Origin of the sequence: Bacteroides congonensis (assembly GCF_900130125.1) — a bacterium.
GTDB classification, from domain to species: Bacteria; Bacteroidota; Bacteroidia; order Bacteroidales; family Bacteroidaceae; genus Bacteroides; species Bacteroides congonensis.
The window spans coordinates 511183-534733 of sequence record NZ_FQXY01000011.1; the positions used below are offsets into that span (position 1 = coordinate 511183).

Annotated in this window: 15 protein-coding genes and 1 pseudogene; 10 read left to right on the forward strand and 6 right to left on the reverse strand. The window is 43.4% G+C overall.

Going from position 1 to position 23551, the window contains the following annotated elements; all coding sequences use genetic code 11:
* Window positions 1-63: 63 nt before the first annotated feature.
* A complete protein-coding gene (locus tag BQ7997_RS19425) occupies window positions 64-4398 on the reverse strand; it encodes a hybrid sensor histidine kinase/response regulator transcription factor (protein WP_073348465.1) in 4335 nt (1444 codons plus the stop codon).
* Between the two features lie 262 nt (window positions 4399-4660).
* Between BQ7997_RS19425 and BQ7997_RS19430 the strand changes: the two genes are divergently transcribed.
* The 6 genes from BQ7997_RS19430 to BQ7997_RS19460 all read left to right on the forward strand — a co-directional run bounded on the left by BQ7997_RS19430 (window position 4661) and on the right by BQ7997_RS19460 (window position 13048).
* Entirely contained in the window at window positions 4661-6124 is a 1464-nt protein-coding gene (locus tag BQ7997_RS19430) for a glycoside hydrolase family 28 protein (RefSeq protein ID WP_073347713.1), read from the forward strand.
* Window positions 6125-6136: 12 nt separating this feature from the next.
* Window positions 6137-7678, forward strand: a complete 1542-nt coding sequence (locus BQ7997_RS19435; RefSeq protein WP_073347714.1) for a right-handed parallel beta-helix repeat-containing protein — start codon at window positions 6137-6139, stop codon at window positions 7676-7678.
* Between the two features lie 35 nt (window positions 7679-7713).
* The gene (locus tag BQ7997_RS19440) at window positions 7714-8142 is read left to right on the forward strand and encodes a hypothetical protein (protein WP_073347715.1); all 429 of its coding nucleotides are present in this window, start codon (window positions 7714-7716) and stop codon (window positions 8140-8142) included.
* 142 nt (window positions 8143-8284) lie between these two features.
* Window positions 8285-10036: an AAA family ATPase gene (locus tag BQ7997_RS19445; protein WP_073347716.1), complete on the forward strand. Its 1752-nt coding sequence runs from the start codon at window positions 8285-8287 to the stop codon at window positions 10034-10036.
* Between the two features lie 104 nt (window positions 10037-10140).
* Entirely contained in the window at window positions 10141-11271 is a 1131-nt protein-coding gene (locus BQ7997_RS19450; RefSeq protein WP_083589305.1) for an AAA family ATPase, read from the forward strand.
* 1453 nt (window positions 11272-12724) lie between these two features.
* Window positions 12725-13048: a nucleotidyltransferase domain-containing protein gene (locus tag BQ7997_RS19460; RefSeq protein ID WP_073347718.1), complete on the forward strand. Its 324-nt coding sequence runs from the start codon at window positions 12725-12727 to the stop codon at window positions 13046-13048.
* 93 nt (window positions 13049-13141) lie between these two features.
* On the opposite strand, the gene BQ7997_RS19465 is transcribed toward BQ7997_RS19460, so the two are convergent.
* Window positions 13142-13792 carry an HAD family hydrolase gene (locus BQ7997_RS19465; RefSeq protein WP_073347719.1) on the reverse strand — a complete coding sequence of 217 codons (651 nt, stop codon included), beginning with the start codon at window positions 13790-13792 and terminating at the stop codon, window positions 13142-13144.
* A 143-nt stretch (window positions 13793-13935) separates the two neighbouring features.
* Here BQ7997_RS19465 and BQ7997_RS19470 point away from each other — a divergent pair, with 143 nt between their 5' ends.
* Window positions 13936-14211 (forward strand): hypothetical protein, encoded by a 276-nt coding sequence (locus BQ7997_RS19470; RefSeq protein WP_073347720.1) that lies wholly within the window; start codon window positions 13936-13938, stop codon window positions 14209-14211.
* Window positions 14212-14404: 193 nt separating this feature from the next.
* Here BQ7997_RS19470 and BQ7997_RS19480 read toward each other — a convergent pair whose 3' ends face one another.
* The 3 genes and pseudogenes from BQ7997_RS19480 to BQ7997_RS19490 all read right to left on the reverse strand — a co-directional run bounded on the left by BQ7997_RS19480 (window position 14405) and on the right by BQ7997_RS19490 (window position 19413).
* Window positions 14405-16081 (reverse strand): glycoside hydrolase family 43 protein, encoded by a 1677-nt coding sequence (locus BQ7997_RS19480; protein WP_073347721.1) that lies wholly within the window; start codon window positions 16079-16081, stop codon window positions 14405-14407.
* A gap of 202 nt (window positions 16082-16283) precedes the next feature.
* A complete protein-coding gene (locus BQ7997_RS19485; RefSeq protein WP_073347722.1) occupies window positions 16284-17525 on the reverse strand; it encodes a DUF4861 domain-containing protein in 1242 nt (413 codons plus the stop codon).
* A gap of 206 nt (window positions 17526-17731) precedes the next feature.
* Window positions 17732-19413, reverse strand: a pseudogene (locus BQ7997_RS19490) (glycoside hydrolase family 28 protein).
* Window positions 19414-19767: 354 nt separating this feature from the next.
* On the opposite strand from BQ7997_RS19490, the gene BQ7997_RS19495 reads away from it, so the two are divergent.
* From BQ7997_RS19495 to BQ7997_RS19505, 3 genes are all read left to right on the forward strand, one after another.
* Window positions 19768-20625, forward strand: coding sequence for an enoyl-ACP reductase FabI (locus BQ7997_RS19495; RefSeq protein ID WP_022138206.1), 858 nt, complete (start codon window positions 19768-19770; stop codon window positions 20623-20625).
* Between the two features lie 6 nt (window positions 20626-20631).
* On the forward strand, window positions 20632-21639 hold the full coding sequence (locus BQ7997_RS19500) for a gliding motility protein GldB-related protein (protein ID WP_073347724.1): 1008 nt from the start codon (window positions 20632-20634) through the stop codon (window positions 21637-21639).
* A gap of 92 nt (window positions 21640-21731) precedes the next feature.
* Window positions 21732-22436 (forward strand): SAM-dependent methyltransferase, encoded by a 705-nt coding sequence (locus BQ7997_RS19505; protein ID WP_044655648.1) that lies wholly within the window; start codon window positions 21732-21734, stop codon window positions 22434-22436.
* Here the strand turns inward: BQ7997_RS19505 and BQ7997_RS19510 are convergent.
* A complete protein-coding gene (locus BQ7997_RS19510) occupies window positions 22402-23520 on the reverse strand; it encodes a hypothetical protein (RefSeq protein WP_073347725.1) in 1119 nt (372 codons plus the stop codon). The genes BQ7997_RS19505 and BQ7997_RS19510 overlap by 35 nt on opposite strands.
* Window positions 23521-23551: the final 31 nt, after the last annotated feature.

Sequence of the window (23551 nt, forward strand, 5' to 3'; positions counted from 1 at the left end):
TACACATTCCCCGATGAAAAGGGGAATGTGATACTATTGTGTGTCAGTTATCGCGTATCTTTTTCAGGCATCCGTTTCATTGTTTTCTTCCTTGGCAGATTGCTCCGTATCGTCCGATGAATCACTGGAAGCCGGAGCTTTACCACCGTTTTTCTGATAAACCGAAGGAGCTATCCCGAACTGGTTCTTGAAACACTTGCTGAAATAATACGGGTCGTTGATACCTACCTTGTACGATATTTCGGCAATGGTCAAGTCTTCGGTCAGCAGTAATTCCGCAGCTTTCTTCAGCCGGATGACACGCAAGTATTCGTTCGGCGAATATCCCGTGACGCCGCGTACCTTCTTATAAAACACGGTACGTCCCAATCCCATAAGATTGGCATAGTCATCCACGGAAAATTCTGTTTCTACCATATGTTCGTTCAGCATATCATTCAACTTCGCGAGGAATTTACTGTCCTTGTTGTTCGTACAGATAGCCGCATGAACCATTCCCGGCTCGTTGGAGAATTTCTCACGTAGTTTGTCCCGTTGCTCTATCAGTTTGGAGATTCTCGCCAGTAGTAGAGAGATACTGAACGGCTTGGTAATATAAGCGTCTGCACCGGATTCAATACCTTCCAGGTACTTTTCTTCCATGTTGAGGGCAGTCAGCAGAATGATAGGGATGTGACTGGTGGCAAACTCGTTCTTTAGTTTCTTGGTTACCTCGAATCCGGTCATGCCCGGCATCAATACATCACAGATAATCAAGTCCGCATCGTAAGTCTGTGCACGCTCGAATCCGCTGATACCGTCCGCTTCCGCCACTACTTCGAAATACTGTCCGATTTCCTCTTTTAAGAACTCGCGGACATCGTTGTCGTCCTCAATGATTAATACTTTCCGCTTGTTCAACGGCGCGGTAGAAGTAGCCGGCTCTTCGTCCGTCTTTTCGTCTGTGACAAGTTCCTTGTGGCGTTGTTCTTCTTCCTCAATCAATAGCTGGTTGGGAACAAGGAAATCCTTTTCTTCGTAAACGCCGGCATCGGTTGGCAGTTCGACTGTGAAGATAGAGCCTCCACCCTCATTCTCATTATAAGAAATCGTTCCTTTGTGCATATTGACCAGCCCGTAGGTCAGATGCAGGCCTACGCCCACACTGCTGTGTGAGAAACTGCTTTGCATAAAACGCTTGAACAGTTCCGCACGCTTTTCTTTCGGAATGCCCAGTCCTGTGTCTGTCACCTGGATGCAGAGTTGTTTCTTTTGTTCCTGCACGTCTACCTTGAATACAATCTTGCCATTGGAAGGAGTATATTTAAAGGCATTGGAAAGCAGGTTGTAAATCACCTTGTCGAGATTTCCCTTATCAACAGGCATCTTATAAGAATTTAGTGAAGGCTCAAAACGGAAGTCCATGTTTTTGGATTCGCTCACGTCCTTGAAACTAAGGAATATCTCATAGCAGAAAGCGATAATATCCGTCTCTTCCAGTGAAAGGGCGAGCTTGTTTTTCTGCATCTTCCTGAATTCCAGTAACTGGTTGATAAGCCGCAGCATCCGTTTCGTGCTCTTGTCCATAATCTTCAGGGAGTGCTGCATGTCCTTGGAATGATTCCCCATATTGACGATTCTTTCTAAAGCACCCTGAATCAGTGTCAGCGGAGTGCGGAATTCGTGGGAAATGTTGGTAAAGAATTCCAGTTTGTATTCCGTCAACTGGTTCTCTACGGCAATACGGTTGCGCAAGGCATTGAAGTTCCGGATAATGCGGAAACTGAAATAACCTGCTATGGCAATCAGAATCGCATAAATCAGATACGCCCAACCGGTCTTCCAGAAGGGTGGGGCTATCACAATCTCCATGATGTTTTCCTCTCCCCAAATGCCGGCGGCATTGCAGGCTTTCACGTGAAGTTCGTATTTGCCCGGCGGCAAATTCCGGTAACCGGCAAAGTTCAGGCTGGAAGGCGAACTCCATTCCGTATCGTATGGCGGCAGGCTGTAAGAGTATTTGGATATACCATCGAGATAGTTGAAAGTGGAGAAAGAGATAATGAATGAATTCTGATAATATTTCAGATTCAGTCCGTTGATATAAGGCATGGCTTCCTGCAAAGGCGAGTCTTCTACACCCGGAAGCATATGTGCGCCGTTGATTTGAAGTCCGGTGAAGATGACGGAAGCAGGTTTGTCGAGGTTCTCTATCTTATTGGCATCCAACACCACCAGTCCGTAGTTTGTCCCGAACAACAAATTGCCGTCGTTGCTGACGCAGGCAGTGTTCTCGCTATATACATTTCCTAAAGTATAAGAGGAGAAGAAGTGATTCTCGATTTGTCTGGTTGCCGGAGTGAAGCGGGAAATTCCGTATTCGGTGGCAATCCACATCTTGTTGTCCTTGTCCTGGATAATAGACTGCACCACGGCATTGGATAATCCGTCTTTTATATCATAACAGTCGAACGTCAGATGTTGATAATTGCCTTCCGGACGGCAGACCGCAAATCCGGCTCCGGCAGTCCCAATCCACATATTGCCTTTATCGTCATTCATCAGGCAACGGATTTCGTTACTGGGGAATGTACCGTTGGCATGATTGTATATCACATAATTCTTGGGCGAAGCAATCAGTGAATCGGGATGGAAGATGTAGACACCATTATTGGTTCCTACCCACATTCGCCCGTTCTTGTCTTCTTCGATGACACGGATACGCTTCTCGCCGTAATTATCCTGTAGGAAATGTTTGAATTCATAACCATCGGCTGTCTTTACCGCTAGGTTCAGTCCGCCGCCGAAAGTGCCCAGCCACATACGTCCTTTTTTGTCCCGATAGATAGAGTAAACCTGGTCGTTGGATAGTGAATGAGGGTCTTTGCTGTCGTTCCTGTACCACTTGTTTGCGCCGATACGTAGCCCTATTCCTCTCATTCCCAACCACAGGTTGCCTTCGGAGTCCTCATTCATGCTATATACGTTGTGTGTGAAGTCTTCTTGCCGGATTATCTTGGTCAAGGTAGGGTTGTATTCGTAGAGGCTGCCCATGCGGTTTGCCATGTAGATGCTACCGTTTTGAGCTTGGAAGAGCATACGGATGGTGTTGGAGCGGTCGGAACTGTTTTCACCGCTGGGGTGAAGGCGTTGCGTGCCTTTGTTCAGAATCTCCAGATGCGACAATCCCGAAAACTCGGAGCTTACCCAAATGCCGCCGGAACGGTCTTCCATTACAAACTGGAGATAATTGGAATTGATATGGCTGGACTGGTTGACTTCAAAGGTGAAGTGCTGCAAGTTGCCTGTCGGCAATTCATAAGCGTAAAGTCCGTTGCCGTAAGTCGATATCCAAAGAATATCCCGTGAGTCGTGCACGATGCTGTAACGTTCCACGTCGATGTAGCCGATATGTTTGGAAGAAAGGAAGCGGAAAGGCTTGATTTCTCCGGTGCTTATGTTGACATACCAGATATCTCCGGTATAATTGTGCACCCATACATTTTTCTTGTTGTCACGGGTGACGGCTCCGTTCCTGATATTCAGTTCGGAATAACGGCTTAGTTTTCCGGTGGGAATATCCAATATATAGCTGCCGTTGGCTGTGAACAATATCCATTTGTCCTGCAAGAGGAAGTTGCCTGTGACGTGGCTGGCATCATCAAACGTTTCCGCCAGTGACGCTACCTTTTCCAGTTTGTCCGCAGAATAGGTGTGACGGTAGATTTCGTTCTTGTTGGTGATGATACAGGTATATTGGCCATAGGAAATGATATGTTCCCAACTTTGCCCCTGCGGGTCGAGATTGGCTGTCTGTCCGTCGTGATACTTCAACAGTCCCTTGTTTGTGCCAATCCATACTTCTCCTTTGGCGCTCTCCAAAACGAACTGTACACGGTCGGACGGAAGATTTCCCGATTTCTCCTTATATGCTTGTGATGAGAACTTGCCGTTCTGGTAAACAACCCTGCGGCAACCGTTCTGATTATGCCATAACCATATCGAGTTGTCGGAACTGATAATGAATTTCGAATAGTTTTCCTTGTATTCCCCCTTTCCTGTGAAATCCACGAAACAACCGTGACGCAAATCATAGCAACTGATAAAAGAAGAAATCGTCGAAATCCACATGAATCCGTTCGGGTCTTCTTCCATGCTGCGGATGCGGGAGTCGGCGAGTGAAAGCGGATTATTGATATCCGGATAGATATTGACGAAAGAATTGCCGTCATAATAACTTAATCCGTTGAGAGTCCCCAACCAGATAAACCCTTTACTATCCTGCATCATGTAGCGGATAGAATTATTTGCCAGCCCGTCTCCGGTGGTCAGCTTGTTCGAACGGATTTCAACAGAAGCGGACAGCGGGTACAGATAAAGAAATAAAAGTGAAAATATAAGCCATGCATTCTTCTTCATAGTGGATTTATATGTGTTATATACAGGCAAAGATAGTTATTTCTTTAGTTGGGACTTTAATTATCCGGTCTTTTTATTCTCCCGCAAAATTACTCTTTTTTTGAATCCATGTAATGGAGAAATGTACAAAGACTATATACAATTGTGCATCTGTTGATGTTTATTGTCTGCTCTACATAAATTTCTATCTTTTACGTACATCCGTCCATGCCCTCTTGTATGATATGCGATAATTTTGCAACGTGAACTAAAAGAAGTGATTATGAAATATCTTTTATCTATTGTACTATTGGCATTGATTGGTTTTACGGCTCCGGAAAAAGCAGCTCCCGTTTATGATTGGGGAAGTGTGTCCGCCAAACCGGATTTATCATGGGCTGATCAGGTAGGAGCACAAACAACTCCGGAAAACACAGAATGGGATGCCGGGAAATTCGGACTACAGAATGATACCTCAGTATTCAGTACCCGTGCCATTCAAGCGGCTATTGACGCTTGCCATCGACAGGGCGGGGGTACGGTAGTTATTCCATCGGGATACTATAAGATAGGCGCCCTGTTCATCAAGAGCGGAGTGAACCTGCATCTTAGCAAAGGTACAACCTTGCTCGCAAGTGAAGATATAGAGGATTATCCGGAATTTCCTTCCCGTATTGCCGGTATTGAGATGACGTGGCCTTCGGCCGTTATCAATATAATGGATGCGGAAAATGCCGCCTTGACGGGCGAAGGCTTTATTGATTGTCGTGGAAAGGTGTTTTGGGATAAATACTGGGCAATGCGCGAAGAATATGAAAAGAAAAACTTGCGCTGGATTGTGGACTACGACTGCAAGCGGGTACGGGGAATCCTTGTTTCCAACAGCAAACATATTACTCTGAAAGACTTTACATTGGTACGTACCGGATTTTGGGCTTGTCAAATACTCTATTCAGACCATTGTTCGGTGAGCGGACTTACCATTAATAACAATGTAGGTGGACACGGCCCGAGCACGGACGGCATCGACATTGATTCGTCCACCAATATTCTGATAGAAAACTGCGACGTGGATTGCAATGACGACAATATCTGTATCAAGGCAGGTCGTGATGCGGACGGACTGCGTGTGAACCGTCCGACGGAAAATGTGGTTGTCCGTAACTGCATCGCCCGCAAAGGCGCAGGATTGCTGACCTGCGGAAGTGAAACTTCCGGCTCTATCCGTAACGTACTGGCATATGACCTCAAAGCCTGTGGAACGGGTACTGCCTTACGCTTGAAATCGTCCATGAACCGTGGCGGAACAGTTGAAAATATCTACATGACACGTGTTGAGGCTGACAGCGTAACCCGTATCCTGGCTGTCGACTTGAACTGGAACCCGAAATACAGCTATTCCGCCTTACCCAAAGAGTATGAAGGAAAAGAAATCCCCGCACACTGGACTACAATGCTGACTCCTGTCGAACCGAAAGAAAAAGGTTATCCTTATTTCCGCAATGTGTATTTTTCGCATATAAAAGCCGACGGAGCGAAACGCTTCATCTCTGCGTCGGGTTGGAATGAGAATCATCGTATCGAGAATTTCTATCTGTCCAACATTGACGCAGAAGTCGAATCTGTCGGAAAAATAACGTATGGAAAGAATTTCCAGTTGCAGGACATCCGTCTGACTGTGAAAGATAAGAGCAAATTGCAGCAAACGGATAATATAGACAGCAAGATTGAGATTAATTACAAGTAATTCCATCAAACTATGAAACGCATCACTCTTTTTCTTCTTTTTATAGGATACTACCTTTGTCTTCCGGCAACAAACTATTTTGTAGCCACCAATGGAAGCGATTCGAACAGCGGAACGATTGACAAGCCTTTTGCCACGTTGGGCAAAGCGCAATCGAAAGTAGTGCCTGGAGACACGGTTTATATCCGACAAGGGACATACAAAGTGTCGGAAACCGAAATAATGGAACATTATACGGCAGGTAGCACTACCTGGAGTCGGGTATTTAAAATGTCAAAAAGTGGGACAGGGGCGGATAAGCGAATCTGTTATTCCGGTTATAAGAATGAACGTCCTGTATTTGACCTTTCGGAAGTAAAACCCGATAATGAGCGTGTCATCGTGTTTTATGTAAGCGGCTCTTATTTGCATTTCAGGAATATGGAGGTCATAGGCACGCAAGTGACTATCGTAGGTCATACCCAGTCCGAATGTTTTCGTAATGAAGGCGGAAGCAATAATATTTATGAGCATTTGTCGATGCATGACGGCATGGCTATCGGTTTTTATATAGTGACAGGCAAAGATAATCTGATACTGAATTGTGATGCGTATAATAATTACGACCCTATATCCGACGGTGGTAAAGGTGGAAACGTCGACGGATTCGGTGGACATCTCACTTCTCCCCAATATACAGGCAATGTGTTTCGGGGATGCCGTGCATGGTATAATAGTGACGACGGATTCGATTTGATAAACTGTCAGGCAGCTTTTACTATCGAGAATTGCTGGTCTTTTCTGAACGGATATACGAAAGATGGTGGTAAGGCGGGTGACGGAACCGGCTTTAAATCAGGTGGCTATGGAATGAGTGATAATCCGAAAGCGCCGGCTGTGATTCCCATGCATGTGGTTCAATACTGCCTTGCGTATATGAATAAGAATAAGGGTTTCTATGCGAACCATCACTTGGGTGGAATAGCCTGGTATAATAATACCGGTTATCAGAATCCTTCCAACTTTTGTATGCTGAACAGGAAAACTGCGTCGGAAGCGGTTGACGTGCCGGGATATGGACATATTATAAAGAACAACTTGTCCCATAAGCCGAGGTCATCGGGAAAACATATCATAGATGTTAATCAGGCGGAATGTGAGATTGCCGGTAACTCCTTTCTTCCAGTGGAAATGACTGTGACAGATGATGACTTTATCAGTCTGGATGCCGGTCAACTTACCTTGTCGCGTAAAGCGGACGGAAGTCTTCCGGATATAGATTTTCTACGGTTAAAGTCGGATAGTAAATTGAGTAATGCCGGACTCGGCTGTTTCATAGGGAAAGGAAATGAAGATACTGCCTACGACTGGTTGGAAGAAGCCGCTATCCATGTTGAAGGAAATATAGCTAAAGTAGTAGGCGTCGGGGCGGAAGCGTTCACCCGGTTTTATGTCAATGGAAAAGAGTGCTCATTATCTGAAGGACAGATAGATTTGTCCTCATATAGCGGGGAGATAGACTTAAAAGCGACAACAGATAATGGTGGAATTGCCAAACTGAAAATTGTCAGATAATACAGGAATATACAGACTTATAAAATAGTAGAACAATGATAACCGGACAATTGAATATGCTTTGGAGAACAATGACAGCCATGCTACTGCTATGTGCTTTTACCACATCATGCAGTAAAGAGGAAATTCTATCGGAAGGAACGGATACAGATATAAATATAAATCCCCATTTCATTTGGGACATTACCATAGAACTGGAACAGCCGAATAACTGGTCTGTAACCGTATTTTCTGAAAAGGTTGCCATTACCAATATCGTGGAAGGCAAACAATATCTGTTGACATGGAAAGGCGGACTTTCGACTGGGAAGAAGTCGGACGCTATCCTTAAGACGATTGTCCGGGGGGAACAAACCAAAACAACGGATTTGGATATACTGGAAGTAAAAGATTCTGGTAATAATACTTATGAACTGTTTCTTCGGGGCAGCGGACGTAAGGGAGAGCTTGTGCTTACGAAATAAAAACAAACCATGTCCGGAATAATTTCCCCCTTTGTGAAAGAGCAAATCAAAAAGGAAGTGCATTTGTTTGTGAGAATGGCAGAAAGAGATTATCTTTGTTTATGTCATTTACCGAGTACTCATTTCTTTAAAGCATAAAGTAATGGAAAAATATTTGTTTCCGGACAGAAAGCGCATTCCCTACGGTATGATGAACTTCGCATTAATTCGCCGTGAAGACTATTATTATGTTGACAAAACCCATTTCATACCTCTGATAGAACAGGCAGACCGTTTCTTTTTCTTCGTCCGTCCCCGACGTTTCGGCAAAAGCCTGACGCTGAATGTGCTGCAACACTATTATGATATACGTACCAAAGACAAGTTTGACGAACTCTTCGGAGACTTATATATAGGCAAGTATCCTACACGTGACCGTAATAGTTATCTGGTGCTTTATCTTAATTTCTCCGGCATTGTCAGCGAACTGAGTAACTATCGTGAAGGACTGGATGCGCATTGCCAAATCTGTTTTGACTATTTCTGTGAAGTTTATGCCGACCTTCTGCCACAAGGTATTAAAGAAAGGCTGGACGAAAAGGATGGGGCGGTCAATCAGCTCGACTTCCTTTGTCATGAGTGTGAACGTGCCGGTCAGGATATCTATCTTTTTATTGATGAGTACGACCACTTCACCAACGCCATACTTGCCGACCCCGAAAGCCTGTATCGTTATACCAACGAAACACATGGCGAAGGTTATCTCCGCGCTTTCTTCAACAAGATAAAAGCAGGTACTTATTCCAGTATCAAGCGTTGTTTCATAACGGGCGTCAGCCCCGTGACGATGGACGATTTGACTAGCGGATTCAATATCGGCACCAATTATTCGCTTACATCCGAATTTAACGAAATGATGGGATTCACTGAAGAGGAAGTGCGCGAAATGCTGACTTACTATTCGACAAACAGTCCTTTCCGACATACTGTAGATGAACTGATAGGAATAATGAAACCGTGGTATGACAACTATTGTTTTGCGCAGGAATGTTACGGTGATACCACGATGTATAACTCTAATATGGTACTCTATTTTGTTAAGAACTATATTATGAGTGGTAAGGCGCCACGGGATATGGTAGAAGATAATATCCGTATCGACTACGAAAAATTGCGTATGCTTATCCGCAAGGATAAGGAGTTTGCGCACGATGCTTCTGTCGTCCAGACTTTAGTAAGTCAGGGCTATATCACCGGAGAGTTGAAGAAAGGTTTCCCTGCTGTCAGCATCACCAATCCTGACAACTTTGTGAGCCTGCTCTACTATTTCGGTATGCTTACTATCAGCGGATTACATAGAGGAGAGACTAAGTTGACCATCCCTAACCAAGTGGTTCAGGAACAACTCTATACCTATCTGCTGAATACATACAATGACGCAGATCTAAGTTTCAGCAGTTATGAGAAGAGTGAACTTGCCAGTCGACTTGCTTACGATGGCGAATGGAAAGCCTATTTCGGATACATTGCCGACTGTCTGAAACGCTACGCTTCCCAACGTGACAAACAGAAAGGTGAATTTTTTGTCCACGGCTTCACCCTTGCCATGACAGCGCAGAACCGCTTTTATCGTCCCATCTCCGAGCAAGACACGCAGGCAGGCTATGCCGATATATTTCTATGCCCTTTGTTGGATATCTATTCTGATATGACGCACAGTTATATTGTTGAATTGAAGTATGCAAAATACAAGGATTCCGAAAGCCGTGTGGAGGAGCTGCGGCAGGAGGCTATCGAACAAGCCAACCGCTATGCGGAAACGGAGACTGTGAAACGGGCTGTCGGTACTACGAAATTGCATAAGATTGTGGTAGGCTATAAAGGGATGGATATGCCGGTGTGTGAAGAAGTGTAAGCAATCTCCCTGTCGATTATAGGTTATCATTCTTTTTGCATCATTCTTTTTGCATGATAATAAAGAAATAGTTATCTTTGAGGCAAAGAATAAACGTAATCTTTATGAATCAGAATCCTTTTATTACTTCGGGCTATGTGTCATCGGAGTATTTTTGTGATAGAGAGCAAGAAAGTGCAGAAGTTATAATGGATGTGGAGGGTAGGAATAATAAGGTTTTAATTTCTCCCCGTCGTATGGGAAAGACAGGATTGATACTTCACTGTTTCAATCAATCGGTACTTCGTGACAACTATTATTGCTTTTTTATTGATATCTATTCTACACTGAATTTGTCGGATTTTGTTGTACTTTTGGGTAATAAAATCTGCGAGGTGTTGAAGCCAAAAGGAAAGAATGCTATAGAAGCGTTTTGTCGCATAGTTCGTTCTTTGGAATTTCGTATCAGCTTTGATTCATTAGGACAGTTGGAAGCCTCTTTTGGTATTGGAGATATCAAAGATCCCCAGCGGACATTGGACGAAATATTCTCTTATATCAATAGTTCGAATAAAAGATGTGTTGTTGCAATAGATGAGTTTCAACAAATAAGCAAGTATCCTGAAACTAATACTGAGGCTTTGCTTCGTACACATGTTCAGCATTGCACCAATGCTTCATTTATTTTCGCGGGCAGCCAGAGACATATGTTGCAAAATATGTTTTTTAGTGTTTCCAAGCCGTTTTATCATAGTGCTTCCGTAATGAGCCTGAAACCTATTCCTTTGGAAAAGTATAGTGAATTTGTTATCCGGCATTTTAATGAAGCCGGTAAGCAGATTGCAGCGGAAGATATTGAGTATGTTTATGAGTTGTTTGAGGGGCATACTTGGTACATGCAAAATGTATTCTATTTGGCATATTATATGACGATAGATGTTTGTACCCGTGAGATTATTCGGAAAGCTGTCCAAAAGAAGTTGGATGACAATGGAGAAATCTACGAATCAATTTATTATGGCATACCTGAAAAGCAACGTGGATTACTAAAGGCTTTGGCTTGTGAAGGGAAAGTCGATAAGATACAGTCTGGAGCATTTATTAAGAAATATAATTTGCCTTCAGCTAGTTCTGTACAATCTGCGGCGAAGAGATTATTGGATAATGATTTGATTACTATGGAGAATAATGGACTTTATTCTATTAGCGACCGTTTTTTAGGTATGTGGCTTCGGCAGCGGTTAGGAAAAGGATAAATTGGTGTTTTATTCCCTGCCGCCTACTAGAATAAAAAAACAAAATCGTTTCTCATATTCTCATAGCGAAATATATTCATTTGATTACCAGATGTATAATGAATGAGAATTAAAATATTTACATGTATTTCTCATAGTTTATAGCTGTAAAATGCCTTTAAAGAAGGTATTTCTCATGCTTCGTTTCGCATTTCTCATGCTGCATATTATGCTTGTCTTTGTTTCAAGAGACTAATATGTAGAAGGCGATATAGCCGTAGTTTGTATGTTAGGTCGGTAGATAAGATATCTCTTACAACTGACATTATTGTGTTTTCCTGCCTTCATCCGTATTGTTCCACTCTAGTGAACAGATCGGTGTACTCGAGTAGATAGACCTGTGCACTCTAGTGCACGAGTCTGTTCATTGGAGTGCAACGATAGAGATGTCTTATTGAAAATCTATTGATTACAGTAGTATAATCTTTGACTGTCAGCAAGTTATAATGAAAGTGAACGGTAGCTTTACTACAGTTCATTAAGCATTGATGATCAGACTATAAGAATACTATTTTTGGTGAATGAGAAATGCCGGTAATAGGATGAGAAATGCATTATTTTAAGCGCATTTTCTTGATAAAACCATGAGAAATACATGTAAATAATTTTATTCTCATAATATATACGGTTAGTAATCAGATGAATATGCTTTCCTATGAGAATATGAGAAATGATTTTGTTTTTTTATTCTAGAATGGAGTTGAAAAATAAAAGTAATCTGCATAATTAAATAATAGAAGAAAGTAATATCTATAATGAAAAAATATACTTATATTTGTGGTGTGGCTTCGAAGGAAGACGCATTTATTTTTTTATATTGAAGACGGTGTTTTATTATCTGCTCTCATAAATCTGGTAAATTTTTGCACTTGCGGATAATAAGTAACTTGTCTTCGCGTCCATGTCATATATAATTTTGTTATATATCTCAATGGGCGCGGAGCTATTGCTTATTATTCAAGTGCGGGCTTACCAGAGCCTTTGAGAGGATAATATCGTAATAGTTTCCGCGCCTTTTTTATTAGTGCTGCGGGAAACCAATAAATTATTAAAAAATTGAGAATATGGGCATAATTAGTGATTTTAAAATGTTTCTTTATTGGTACAAGATGCTTGCTTATTTATTGGCGTTAGGCTACATAGTACTAATTTTTATAATATTCGTGCTGTCGTTGATAATCGCACAGCAGAATGAAGATATTGATACATTAAAGTATATTGATGATAACCAATACAATACTAAAATAGATGAATACCCTGATAAGCGACAAGTCGAAAGGAAATATCACTTTATTCAGTTTCATCATAGATAATAACTAAGTATGAGTTATTTGCAAGAGCGATTTCTTCGTAAGTCATATTGGCCGAATTGATATTTATCGTATATTTGTAGAAGAGTAAAGAAGAAACGAATATGAAAAGTCATGCAAATAAAGTATTAGAATCTATTAAGCAGGCATTAACGGAGCATTTGCCAAAAGGAGGAAAGGCTTTGTTGTTTGGTTCTCAAGCTCGTGGGGATGCACGGATTGATTCTGATTGGGATATTTTGATTATTCTTGATAAAGAAAAACTGGAGCCTGAAGATTATGATAAAGTAAGCTTCCCTTTAACTATGTTGGGATGGGATTTGGGAGCGCGGATTAATCCGATTATGTATACCATGAAAGAATGGGCTGCAAGTTGTATTACACCATTTTATAAAAATGTCGAACAAGAGGGAATTAAATTAGTATGAAATCAGTACGATAAAAGCCCCGGCAAGAGAACTTATTGAGACTATTGAAGTTCTGCTTGCCGAATCATAACTATTCTTGTAAAGCTATTTGTATTAAAGAATCAATCCTTTTATCTCTTCGGCTGTATCCACTATATATGCCGGACTAAACTCTTCCAATTCTGCCCGTGGACGGAAGCCCCATGTTACCCCACAAGCTATCACGCCTGCATTGGCTGCCGTTTGCATATCGACTCCCGAATCACCGACATAGAGTACATCCTCTTTTTCTACATTGGCCAATTTCAGAATGTCAAAAACTACTGTCGGGTCAGGCTTTACGTTCACCCCTTCCCGTTGGCCGAAAACAGCAGTGAAACGGATTTCGGGGAAATAATGGGCAACCAGTTTCTCGGTAGCCGCTTGATACTTGTTGGAAGCTACGGCAAGTTGGATACCTGCGGATTGTAAATAGGATAAAAGTTCTGAGATACCCGGATAAGGGCGGCTGTCATCTGCATTGTGGATATCATAGTAAGGAACGAACTCTTTTCTAACTCGGAGTACATTCTCTTCTGTCTTTTCTCCTTCGGGCAATGCACGTTCAAAGAGTTTGTTGATACCATTTCCTACCATGAAGTTATACTTTTCCACATCGTGTGTGGGGTATCCTAATTTATTTAAAGCATAATTGGTACTGTGTGCCAAGTCGGCGATAGTATTTAGTAATGTACCGTCCAAATCGAATATTGCTAGTTTCTTCATTGAGCTCTTTGTTTTATTGTTAATCCTGTAGTTTCTCTCTTTCTACTGGCAAAGGTAGGAATAAAAAACGGATTGATAAACTGATATCCGGTTACTTTCGTTATCTTTGTATCTACTAAAATGAAAGAAGAAAGGAGATTATAATGGACAATTCAATGGAACTGGAAGCTTATAAAGCAGAATTAGCCCGGGAGATATTGATGTCGAACAGTCGTCAGCTATTGGATAAGGTAAAGATGGTTCTTCATGGCGAATCATCAACTGTTTCAGATATTGCAAAAGAAGATACTGTGGAATATAAGACCAAGACGAAAACTGAAATACTAAGTGATTTGGAGCAAGCGTGTCAGGAAGCCAAACTGATACGTGAAGGAAAGGCGAAGGGAATATCAGCAGAGGATTTGCTTAATGAACTGTAATATTATAGCTACCTCTTTTTTCAAGAGGGAATTGAAAAGACTGAGTAAGCATTATAAATCAATGCAACAGGATTTTGCAATGTTAGTAAAATTGTTTAGGCACAGATTACACGGAATAATACGGTCTCAATTAACTAAACCGTGTTATTCCGTGTAATCCGTGCCTAATTATCATATGGAAGTTTTGATATTTTTACTTCTTCGTAATACGGAACCAATCCACGTCTGCCCAACCGCCGTCATTCGTTTTCATAGCCGGACGCGTGCAGAACATACCGACTTTGGCGCCAATCCATTGTCCTTCTCTTGCCTGGAAAGGAACACCGAGTGATTCGAATTTCTTTCCGTCGAGGCTATAACTGAAATTGCATATTACAATGAGGTCGTGTCCGCCTTCGCTGGCCTTGATTTTCTTTCCGTCACAACTGAAACGTACTTTCAGATAAACCGTATTTTGGGAAAGGTCAACGGTAGCTTTCACTTCTTCCGGTTTTCCTTTATCCGCCCTTTTACATTCTACTTGCGACAGGACAAGACCTTTCTCGGTATTTTCTAAAATCAGTCCGGCATAATCCCTGCCCATAACGATAAGTCCGGTTCGCTCTCCCTTATTCTTCTGATTGGGGCTGAAGGTCAGTTTCATCGTTGCGGTGAAATTATCGGAAGGAGTTTTCTGTAATAAGAGGTTGGCTACATCCCACAGGTTCTTATAATCTTCTACGACCGGATAAGAATACAGTCTGACATAACTCTTGTCTCCTGCATAATACGCCCATTTTTCATTGATATTGGCGTGCCATTGCCACTGCGGGGACAACGTGTAGCTGTCGAATTCATCACTTTCCTGCGGCGTGCAGACAGGATATGTTTTACCTACGTTCGGTTTCTTGTAAGTCAGTACAGGTTCGCCGCAGCCGTCACCGTCTTTATCCACACCGATAACAGGCCAGTCGTTCACCCATTTCATCGGTTGCAGGTGCATGATACGTCCGTAGGCGCCTACATCCTGAAAGTGGAGAAACCAGTCTTCGCCGGTAGGAGTATCTACCCAGGCACCCTGATGAGGGCCGTTGACGGGAGAATTACCTTGTGCGAGTACGGTTTTCCATTCGTAAGGGCCGTAGATGTTCTTGGAACGCAGTACGACCTGCCAGCCTGTCGGTACGCCGCCTGCCGGATGGAAGATATAGTAATAGTCGTTTCTCTTGTACATTTTAGGGCCTTCGCAAGTTTGGTGGGCTTCGTGACCGTCAAAGATGATACGTGAAGGGGTGATGGCTTGGGTAGCTTCTGCGTTCAGTTCGCAGATGGTGATTACGCTTTTCAGTCCGGCACGGCTTCCTGCGTACGCGTGTACCATATATACTTTTCCGTCTTCATCCCAAAACGGGCAGGTGTCGATGATTCCTTTGCCGGGTTTAACCAAAACGGGGGCACTCCACGGGCCTTTCGGGTCTTTGGCTTTCACCATAAAAGCTCCCTGGTCGGGGTCACCCCAAAAGATATAGAATTCACCGTCGTGATGGCGGATGGCGGGAGCCCATACACGGTTACCGTGTTCCGGACGTTCCGGAGTTTCGATAGGAGTGAGGGCGTCGGGCACTGCCGCACCGATAATCGTCCAGTTTACCAAATCTTTGGAATGTAGTATTTGCAGTCCCGGCAGACAGTTGAAACTGGATGAAGTCATATAGAAATCATCACCTACGCGGCAAGCGTCAGGGTCGGAGTAGTCGGCGTAGAGTACCGGATTTTTGTATTTGCCGTTTCCGAGGTCGGAAACCCATACTTCGGATACATAGTTTTTCTGCGCCAATGCCGGGAAGGCAGTCAGCAGGCAGAGAACTAACGTCTGTGTCAATCGTTTCATGATATAGGTAGATTAATAGTTTTATATAAATGATTCGTTGGCTTGTCTTACGTTGGCAAAGGTAGAAAAAAAGACTCTGCACAGGGAGTAATAATTGTGCAGAGTCGTATAAAAATTGGTAGAAACCTCGTAATTTTTGTTTAGTTGTATTTGTATTCTACCTTATTTAGTGGGATGTGGTTCTTTTAGTATGTGGTTCTCTTTACTTGGCGGCGTGGCTGTCCTTCACCTTTACTGTCACAGGATGAGCCAGTTCCTCTTTCCATTCGCGGAGATAGGCGAACCAAGCTTCCGGAGTCTTGTATCCGAAGGTTTCTTTCATGGAAGTGAAAGTGGTATGATATTGGAAATATTTGTTTCCCGGAGCGGTAATCGTATAAAGGAAGTTGGCTTTATCTTTCTCCTCTGATTTCACGTAACGTTGAGGAATACAAGTTCCCAAGCCTACGGTTTCTTTGGCGTACTTCACAGTGTCGTTTACAGGCCAGTCCGTTCCCCAACTTCCTACCAGTCCTTTATGGTCGGAGAAAGATTTGGAAGTGCCTGTGATGTCCTGCACCCCTGTGCAGAAAACTTCTTTATCAAGCGGTTCGTCAAAGAATGCTTCGATATGAAGGTCGCGATGTCCCGCATAAAGCGTGTAACGTGTCATCATATCCAGTTCCGTACCCTGATATTTCCATCCGGTTACTTCAATTTCCGCAATCACACGTATCGGGCCGTAAGAGATGATACGTTCGGTACGGGTATCTACCGGAGTGATATGGGTGGCTTTCTGTCCGTCCCAACCTTTCAAGGCGCCCGGGCCGCAACTGTCGAACACACGAAGCACGTCATCGCCGAATCCTTTGGCTAACTGTGCATCGGTAGGATAAAACTGGGATTCCTTGATTTCCAGCCCTTTGTTGAATTTGCCGTAAATGTCCGGTGTCTGTTTCTCATTGAAGTAGAGACGGTAGCCTACCAGTTCCGATTCCAGAACCGGGCCGTGAGGACGTACCATGCTGTATATATTACTGGTTCCGGGAACAGTGATTGCCTGTACCCGTTGATGTTTCCCTTTGCGTTGGTCTACGATAAACATGTCGGCATACACCCGTTCGGGATAAGTCTTTGTGCTCTTTTCCGAAGAAAGAGTAATCTGGAATGTCTTTCTTCCATGAGCGGGAAGGTCGGTTACAAAAGCAAGTTCATCCATCTTCCTGTCCCTGTTCAGGTCATCCAGTTGGGACGGAACTTCATTCGCTCCTTCCATGACAACTGCGGATTTGATTTTGAAACCCGCATGCAGGTCATGCAGGTTGATGACAACCGGAGCGTCTGTTTTTGCCTGGTTCCAGTTATTATGCACTTCTACCGTAAGGGTCTTCTCCTGTTTCTGAGCCCAAGTCGGCAAACTAAAACTTCCTAAAAGGAAAGCAAGTATAAAAAGATTCTTCTTCATGATTTCAAATGATTCAAAGGCTGATAGTATACATCGTATTTCTCCCTGCAAAAATAACTGAAAAAAATAGCAGACTGTCTATCTTTTGAAGATAAAATAGTCTGCTATTTGAGCTTTTTACTCTATATAATGATATTGTGGTTTTCTTTTTTCACCACAGAGGACACAGAGGGCACAGAGGAATAATGCAGTAAATGGATTTCATTTTATTGAACTGAATTCTTTGTGTCCTTTGAATCCTCTGTGTTCTCCGTGTCCTCTGTGGTGAACTTTATTTGAGACTTAAAATCTCGCCTTTCGCATTGATTTCTTCGTATGTCTTTCCGTCTACGGTCAGGTTCTTGGCGTTCTTGACGTTCAGGATATTGTTGCCTTTGGAAGATTCTACATAAACGTTCTCCAAAGTAACTCCGTCCACCTGGCTGATGACAACCCCATCCGTAGCTTCCGTCATCACGACGTTCTTGACTGTGATATCGCTAATCGGCATTTCCGGCAGGCCGTTGAAGAACATCGCACGTCCCGAACCTCTGCACACAATATTTGAAATATGGATATTGCGGAATGCCGGAGTTTCTTCCGTCACCGGCGGGATGGCTGTTTTCATGCGGCTCAGCAAGTCTTCTTCCGATTCTTCTCCGGCACCTTTGCCGCCATAGAACAGGTCGAACAATAACGGTTCGTTCGGAATATTAATCATGTTGATGTTGTTGATGTAGATATTTTCCACCACACCGCCACGTCCGCGGGTACTCTTGAAACGCAAGCCTACGTCAGTGCCCAGGAATGTACAATCTTCTACATATATATTCTTCACACCGCCGGACATCTCGCTACCTACAACGAATCCGCCGTGTCCGTGCAATACGGTATTATTCTTCACAATCACATTCTGACAAGGTTCTCCGCGACGGCGACCGTCTTCGTCCTTACCGGATTTGATGCAGATGGCATCGTCTCCCGCATCAAACACACTGTTGATAATCAGCGCGTTCTTGCAAGATTCCAGATCGAGGGCATCTCCGTTTTGAGAATACCAGGGATTGATTACCATGATATTGTTTACTGTGAAATCCTCGCAGGACAGCGGATGCAGACACCAGCTCGGTGAATTTTTGAAAGTGACGCCTTCCAGTAATATCTTCTTGCTCTTGATGAAACTCAACAATACAGGGCGCAGCCACGGACGGATTTCGTTCCATTCTTCATCCGTATTGATACCTTCGGGCACATTGAAATCCTTACAAGCCATAGCGCCTTTCAGTGAGCCTGCCGTGGGATACCATATTTCTTGTTTCTCATCAAGGACACCGCCTGAATTGACCAGTTTTTTCCATTGCGAAGCAGTCAGTTTGCCTTTTTTAACCGGACGCCAGCAATCGCCGTTTCCGTCGAATGTGCCGTATCCTGTGATAGCGATATTCTCCGCGTCGCGTGCCGAAATAGGCGACTGGCAACGACGGGTTTCCAAGCCTTCAAAAGAAGTGGCGATGATGGGATATGCTTCGAAATCTCCGGTAAAGAGTACCAGTGAATTTTGTTCCGTATAAAGATTTACATTACTCAGCAGCTCGATAGGGCCGGTCAGCCAGATACCTTCCGGGATAATCACTTTGCCACCGCCATGTCGGTTCACGTCTTTGATGGCATCGTTGATAGCTTTCGTATTCAGGAACAGTCCGTCCCCCTTGGCTCCGAAATCTACAATGTTCACCTCGTAAGCAGGGAAAGCCGGTTGTTGTACTCTCGGCATTTCGAAAGGCAAGTTCTGATAAATGGCGTCGTTTATGGTGCTTCCGCTAACTGTCTTCTCGCCGGACTTGCATCCCGCGACGAACGGCAGGCAACATACGGCCATCCAGAGAAGTCTTTTTGTCAATGTGTTCATTTGGTAATCTTATTTTCTATAGGGTTATACATCTGTTGTTTTCATTGGTATTCCATCGGATATTAATGAGGGTGTTTTTCATAATTCTTATGTCCTTCCGCAGGCTATCTGTCGCAGGCGGCCTGCTGGAGAGGAATAAGACGAATTCATGTTAACCTAATTCTAACCTTAAATAAATATTATGAAAAAACCTCTTAATTATCGAATGCAAAGATAGGGGCGAACCCCCAAAGGGATGTGGACTAATTGATAGAATACGTGTATTTTTTGTCATTTCTGTCTATTATTTGCACACTTCTCATGATTTTATGCGGAAAGATACTATCTTTGCACAAAATTTAACTATTAAAAGATATGAGTTACAACTTGTTGAAAGGAAAAAGAGGTATTATCTTCGGTGCGTTGAATGACCAGTCCATTGCGTGGAAAGTGGCTGAACGTGCTGTAGAAGAAGGTGCGACTATTACATTATCAAATACTCCGATGGCTATCCGCATGGGTGAAGTCGATGCTCTGGCCGAAAAACTGAATTGCCAGATTATTCCGGCAGACGCTACCAGCGTAGAGGACTTGATGAATGTATTCAAAACCTCAATGGATATACTGGGCGGACAAATTGACTTTGTGCTCCACTCTATCGGTATGTCTCCCAACGTGCGCAAGAAACGTACTTACGATGACCTTGACTATGGAATGTTGGATAAGACATTGGATATTTCGGCTGTTTCATTCCACAAAATGATTCAGTCTGCCAAGAAACTGAATGCTATCGCCGATTACGGTTCAATCGTTGCATTGAGCTATGTCGCTGCTCAACGTACTTTCTACGGCTACAACGATATGGCGGATGCGAAGGCATTGCTGGAATCTATTGCACGTAGCTTCGGTTATATCTACGGACGCGAACGCAGCGTACGTGTGAACACTATTTCACAATCACCTACATTTACAACAGCCGGTTCGGGTGTGAAGGGGATGGACAAACTGTTCGACTTCTCCAACCGCATGTCTCCGCTTGGAAACGCGACTGCCGACGAATGTGCCGATTATTGCATCGTGATGTTCTCCGACCTCACCCGCAAGGTGACCATGCAGAACCTCTTCCATGACGGCGGATTCTCCAGTGTAGGTATGAGTCTTCGTGCCATGGCTACTTACGAGAAAGGACTCGATGAGTACATGGACGAAAATGGTAACATCATTTACGGTTAATACAGTATGAAACTACGGATTTCTCTTCTTATAATAGTAATAAGTATGCTTTTCGCCTCCTGTGGGTTAAGCACAGGAAATGGTACGGAGCAGAAGGAAGAGGAGATTTCTGTTCTAAGATACGATAAGCTGTTGGGCGAATATGTTCGCTCCAACAGCTTTTCTGCCATGCAGAAGTTGACGATGGATTATCGTATGCCGACAAAGATTCTGATTGAAGATGTGTTGGCCATCGGTACGGTGAAGGATGATACTATCTCCCAACGGCTGCAAAAATTCTATTCGGATACGACACTGGTTCGTTTGATGGGAGATGTGGAAGCTAAATTTCCCAATTTGGATGAAGTGGAAAAGGGGCTGACCAAGGGATTCAAGAAACTGAAGAAGGAAGTTCCCGATACGAAAGTGCCGTTTATCTACTCGCAGGTATCTGCGTTTAATGAGTCTATTATCCTGGTCGATTCCTTGCTCGGTATCAGCCTTGATAAATATATGGGAGAGGATTATCCTCTTTACAAGCGTTTTTATTATGATTACCAATGCCGCTCGATGCGTCCTGAACGGATTGTGCCGGATTGTTTCGCTTTTTATCTCCTGAGCCGCTATGGTATGAACTACCACGAGGGGACTTGTCTTGTCGACCTGATGATGCACTCCGGCAAAATCAATTATGTGGTGCAGAACTTGTTAGGATATAATAATATAGGTGAAGCGATGGGGTATTCGAAAGAAGAGAATGACTGGTGCAGGGAGAATGAACAGGCGATTTGGGATTATATCTGTTCCAATGACCATTTGAACGCACGCGACCCGATGGTGTTTCGTTATTATATGAAACCTGCTCCGGCTGTTGAAATGTTAGGTAGCCAAGCTCCTGCATTGATAGGTACGTGGGTGGGCGCGAGAATCGTCGCTTCGTATATGAAAAAGCATAAGGATATGAAGCTGAAAGACCTTCTGGAATTTACCGACTACCATCAAATGCTGAGTGAATCCAACTATTTGGCTTCCTGATTGATTACCCAATTCTTGATTTTTCATTAGCTTCGCTCAAAACCTTATTTGATTTTTAATATTAATGTATAGTCTTAATTCTTCATTCTAAAGTGGAAACTGCCCTTTATTTGTTGCCCGTGACTTTGGGTGATACGCCTATCGAAAAGGTATTGCCTTCTTATAATAAGGAGATTATCTCCGGTATCCGTTATTTTATTGTCGAAGATGTCCGTTCGGCTCGCCGTTTTCTGAAGAAGGTGGACAGGGAGATTGATATTGACGCGTTGACGTTCTATCCGTTGAACAAGCATACTTCGCCTGAAGATATTTCCGGTTATCTGAAACCTTTGGTGAATGGTGCTTCTATGGGAGTCATATCCGAAGCGGGTTGTCCGGCCGTTGCCGATCCGGGCGCGGATGTGGTGGCTATTGCACAACGCAAAAAGCTGAAAGTAGTTCCGTTGGTCGGCCCTTCTTCTATTATTCTTTCCGTGATGGGTTCGGGCTTTAATGGCCAAAGCTTCGCGTTCCACGGTTATCTGCCGATTGAACCGGGAGAACGTGGCAAGAAATTAAAGGCATTGGAACAGCGTGTGTATGCCGAGAATCAGACGCAACTCTTTATCGAGACACCTTACCGCAACCATAAAATGGTGGAAGATATCTTACAGAATTGCCGTCCGCAAACAAAGCTGTGCATTGCCGCCAATATCACTTGCGAAGGAGAATATATACAGACGCGCACGGTGAAAGACTGGAAAGGTCATGTGCCCGAGTTGTCTAAGATTCCTTGTATTTTTCTCTTATACAAATAACATTTTTCAGATGTTCGTATTCGTCTTCAAAGCAACTGCTGAAGAAGCTTTTGCCTAAGTTTTCCTCTATCTGCTTGAAGCTCCATAGTTTGCTGTTCTTGAAACGGGGCGTACAGAGGACGGAATCGTCGTCCAGATCGACAATGAACAGATAGATAAGGCGGTTCGTCACTTCGTTTTCGAAGTGATAGGCGATGTTGAACTCCGGTTTTATATTTTCGACATGGGGGAGTGCGTTGTTCATCAGACGGGTAGCGCCTGCTGTCAGGGACTCTCCGTAGCGAAGATAGCATTCCATTGGAATATCCACCTTATTCTTGTCCAGGATGGCTGTTGACGGTCTGTCACAAAGGAATAACATTCCGTGTGTAGACACGGCAATTCTTATCACCGGATTGATATAGGCATTCTTGTAATTGATTGCTTCGATGGCAGGTGTTTTTCCAATCACATCCCCTTTAGTATTGACGATGGGTACGTATTCCGTATGGGACATCAGGTGGTTGAAAAAGTGGATGGCAATCTGATTGAACAAGATGCTCATGACAAAGACGGCAGGCGGCAGTATCTTGTAAAGGATAAGTACACTTGTCTTGCCTAACGGGTTTTGAAAAATGATGGTGACACTGATAATGATAAAATGCAATACACCGAAGATTAAAGCGATGCGTGCCGATACGACGGCGGCTTCCGCTCCTTGCGCGTACAGGCGTTTGTTACAGGAACCTATCTGCTTCAGGAAGTGGTTGATAAACCTTTTCTTATGCATGTAAAGTATCAGCATGGGAATGAGGATACTGACTTCCAATGTAAGGGGAAGTGCGCCAGCCGGAACATAATCACCGGGGATAAGTGCGGCTAAGGATAATAGTGCCAGCATACCGGTCGCAATATATAGGATAAAGTTAGGAATTAGTATCCCCTTTCGTTGGTGGGAAAGATATATACCTACGATACCTATACCTGTACCGATATAAATGGCCGTGTCTTGCGTTATAAGTTCACACAATAAAATGGAAATAATAACGGGGATAAATCCCAGTGACATGTTGAATGCGGAAGAAAGTATTCCTTTATGATCCATCTCTACTTTATGTTTATTTGTCGGTTCTACT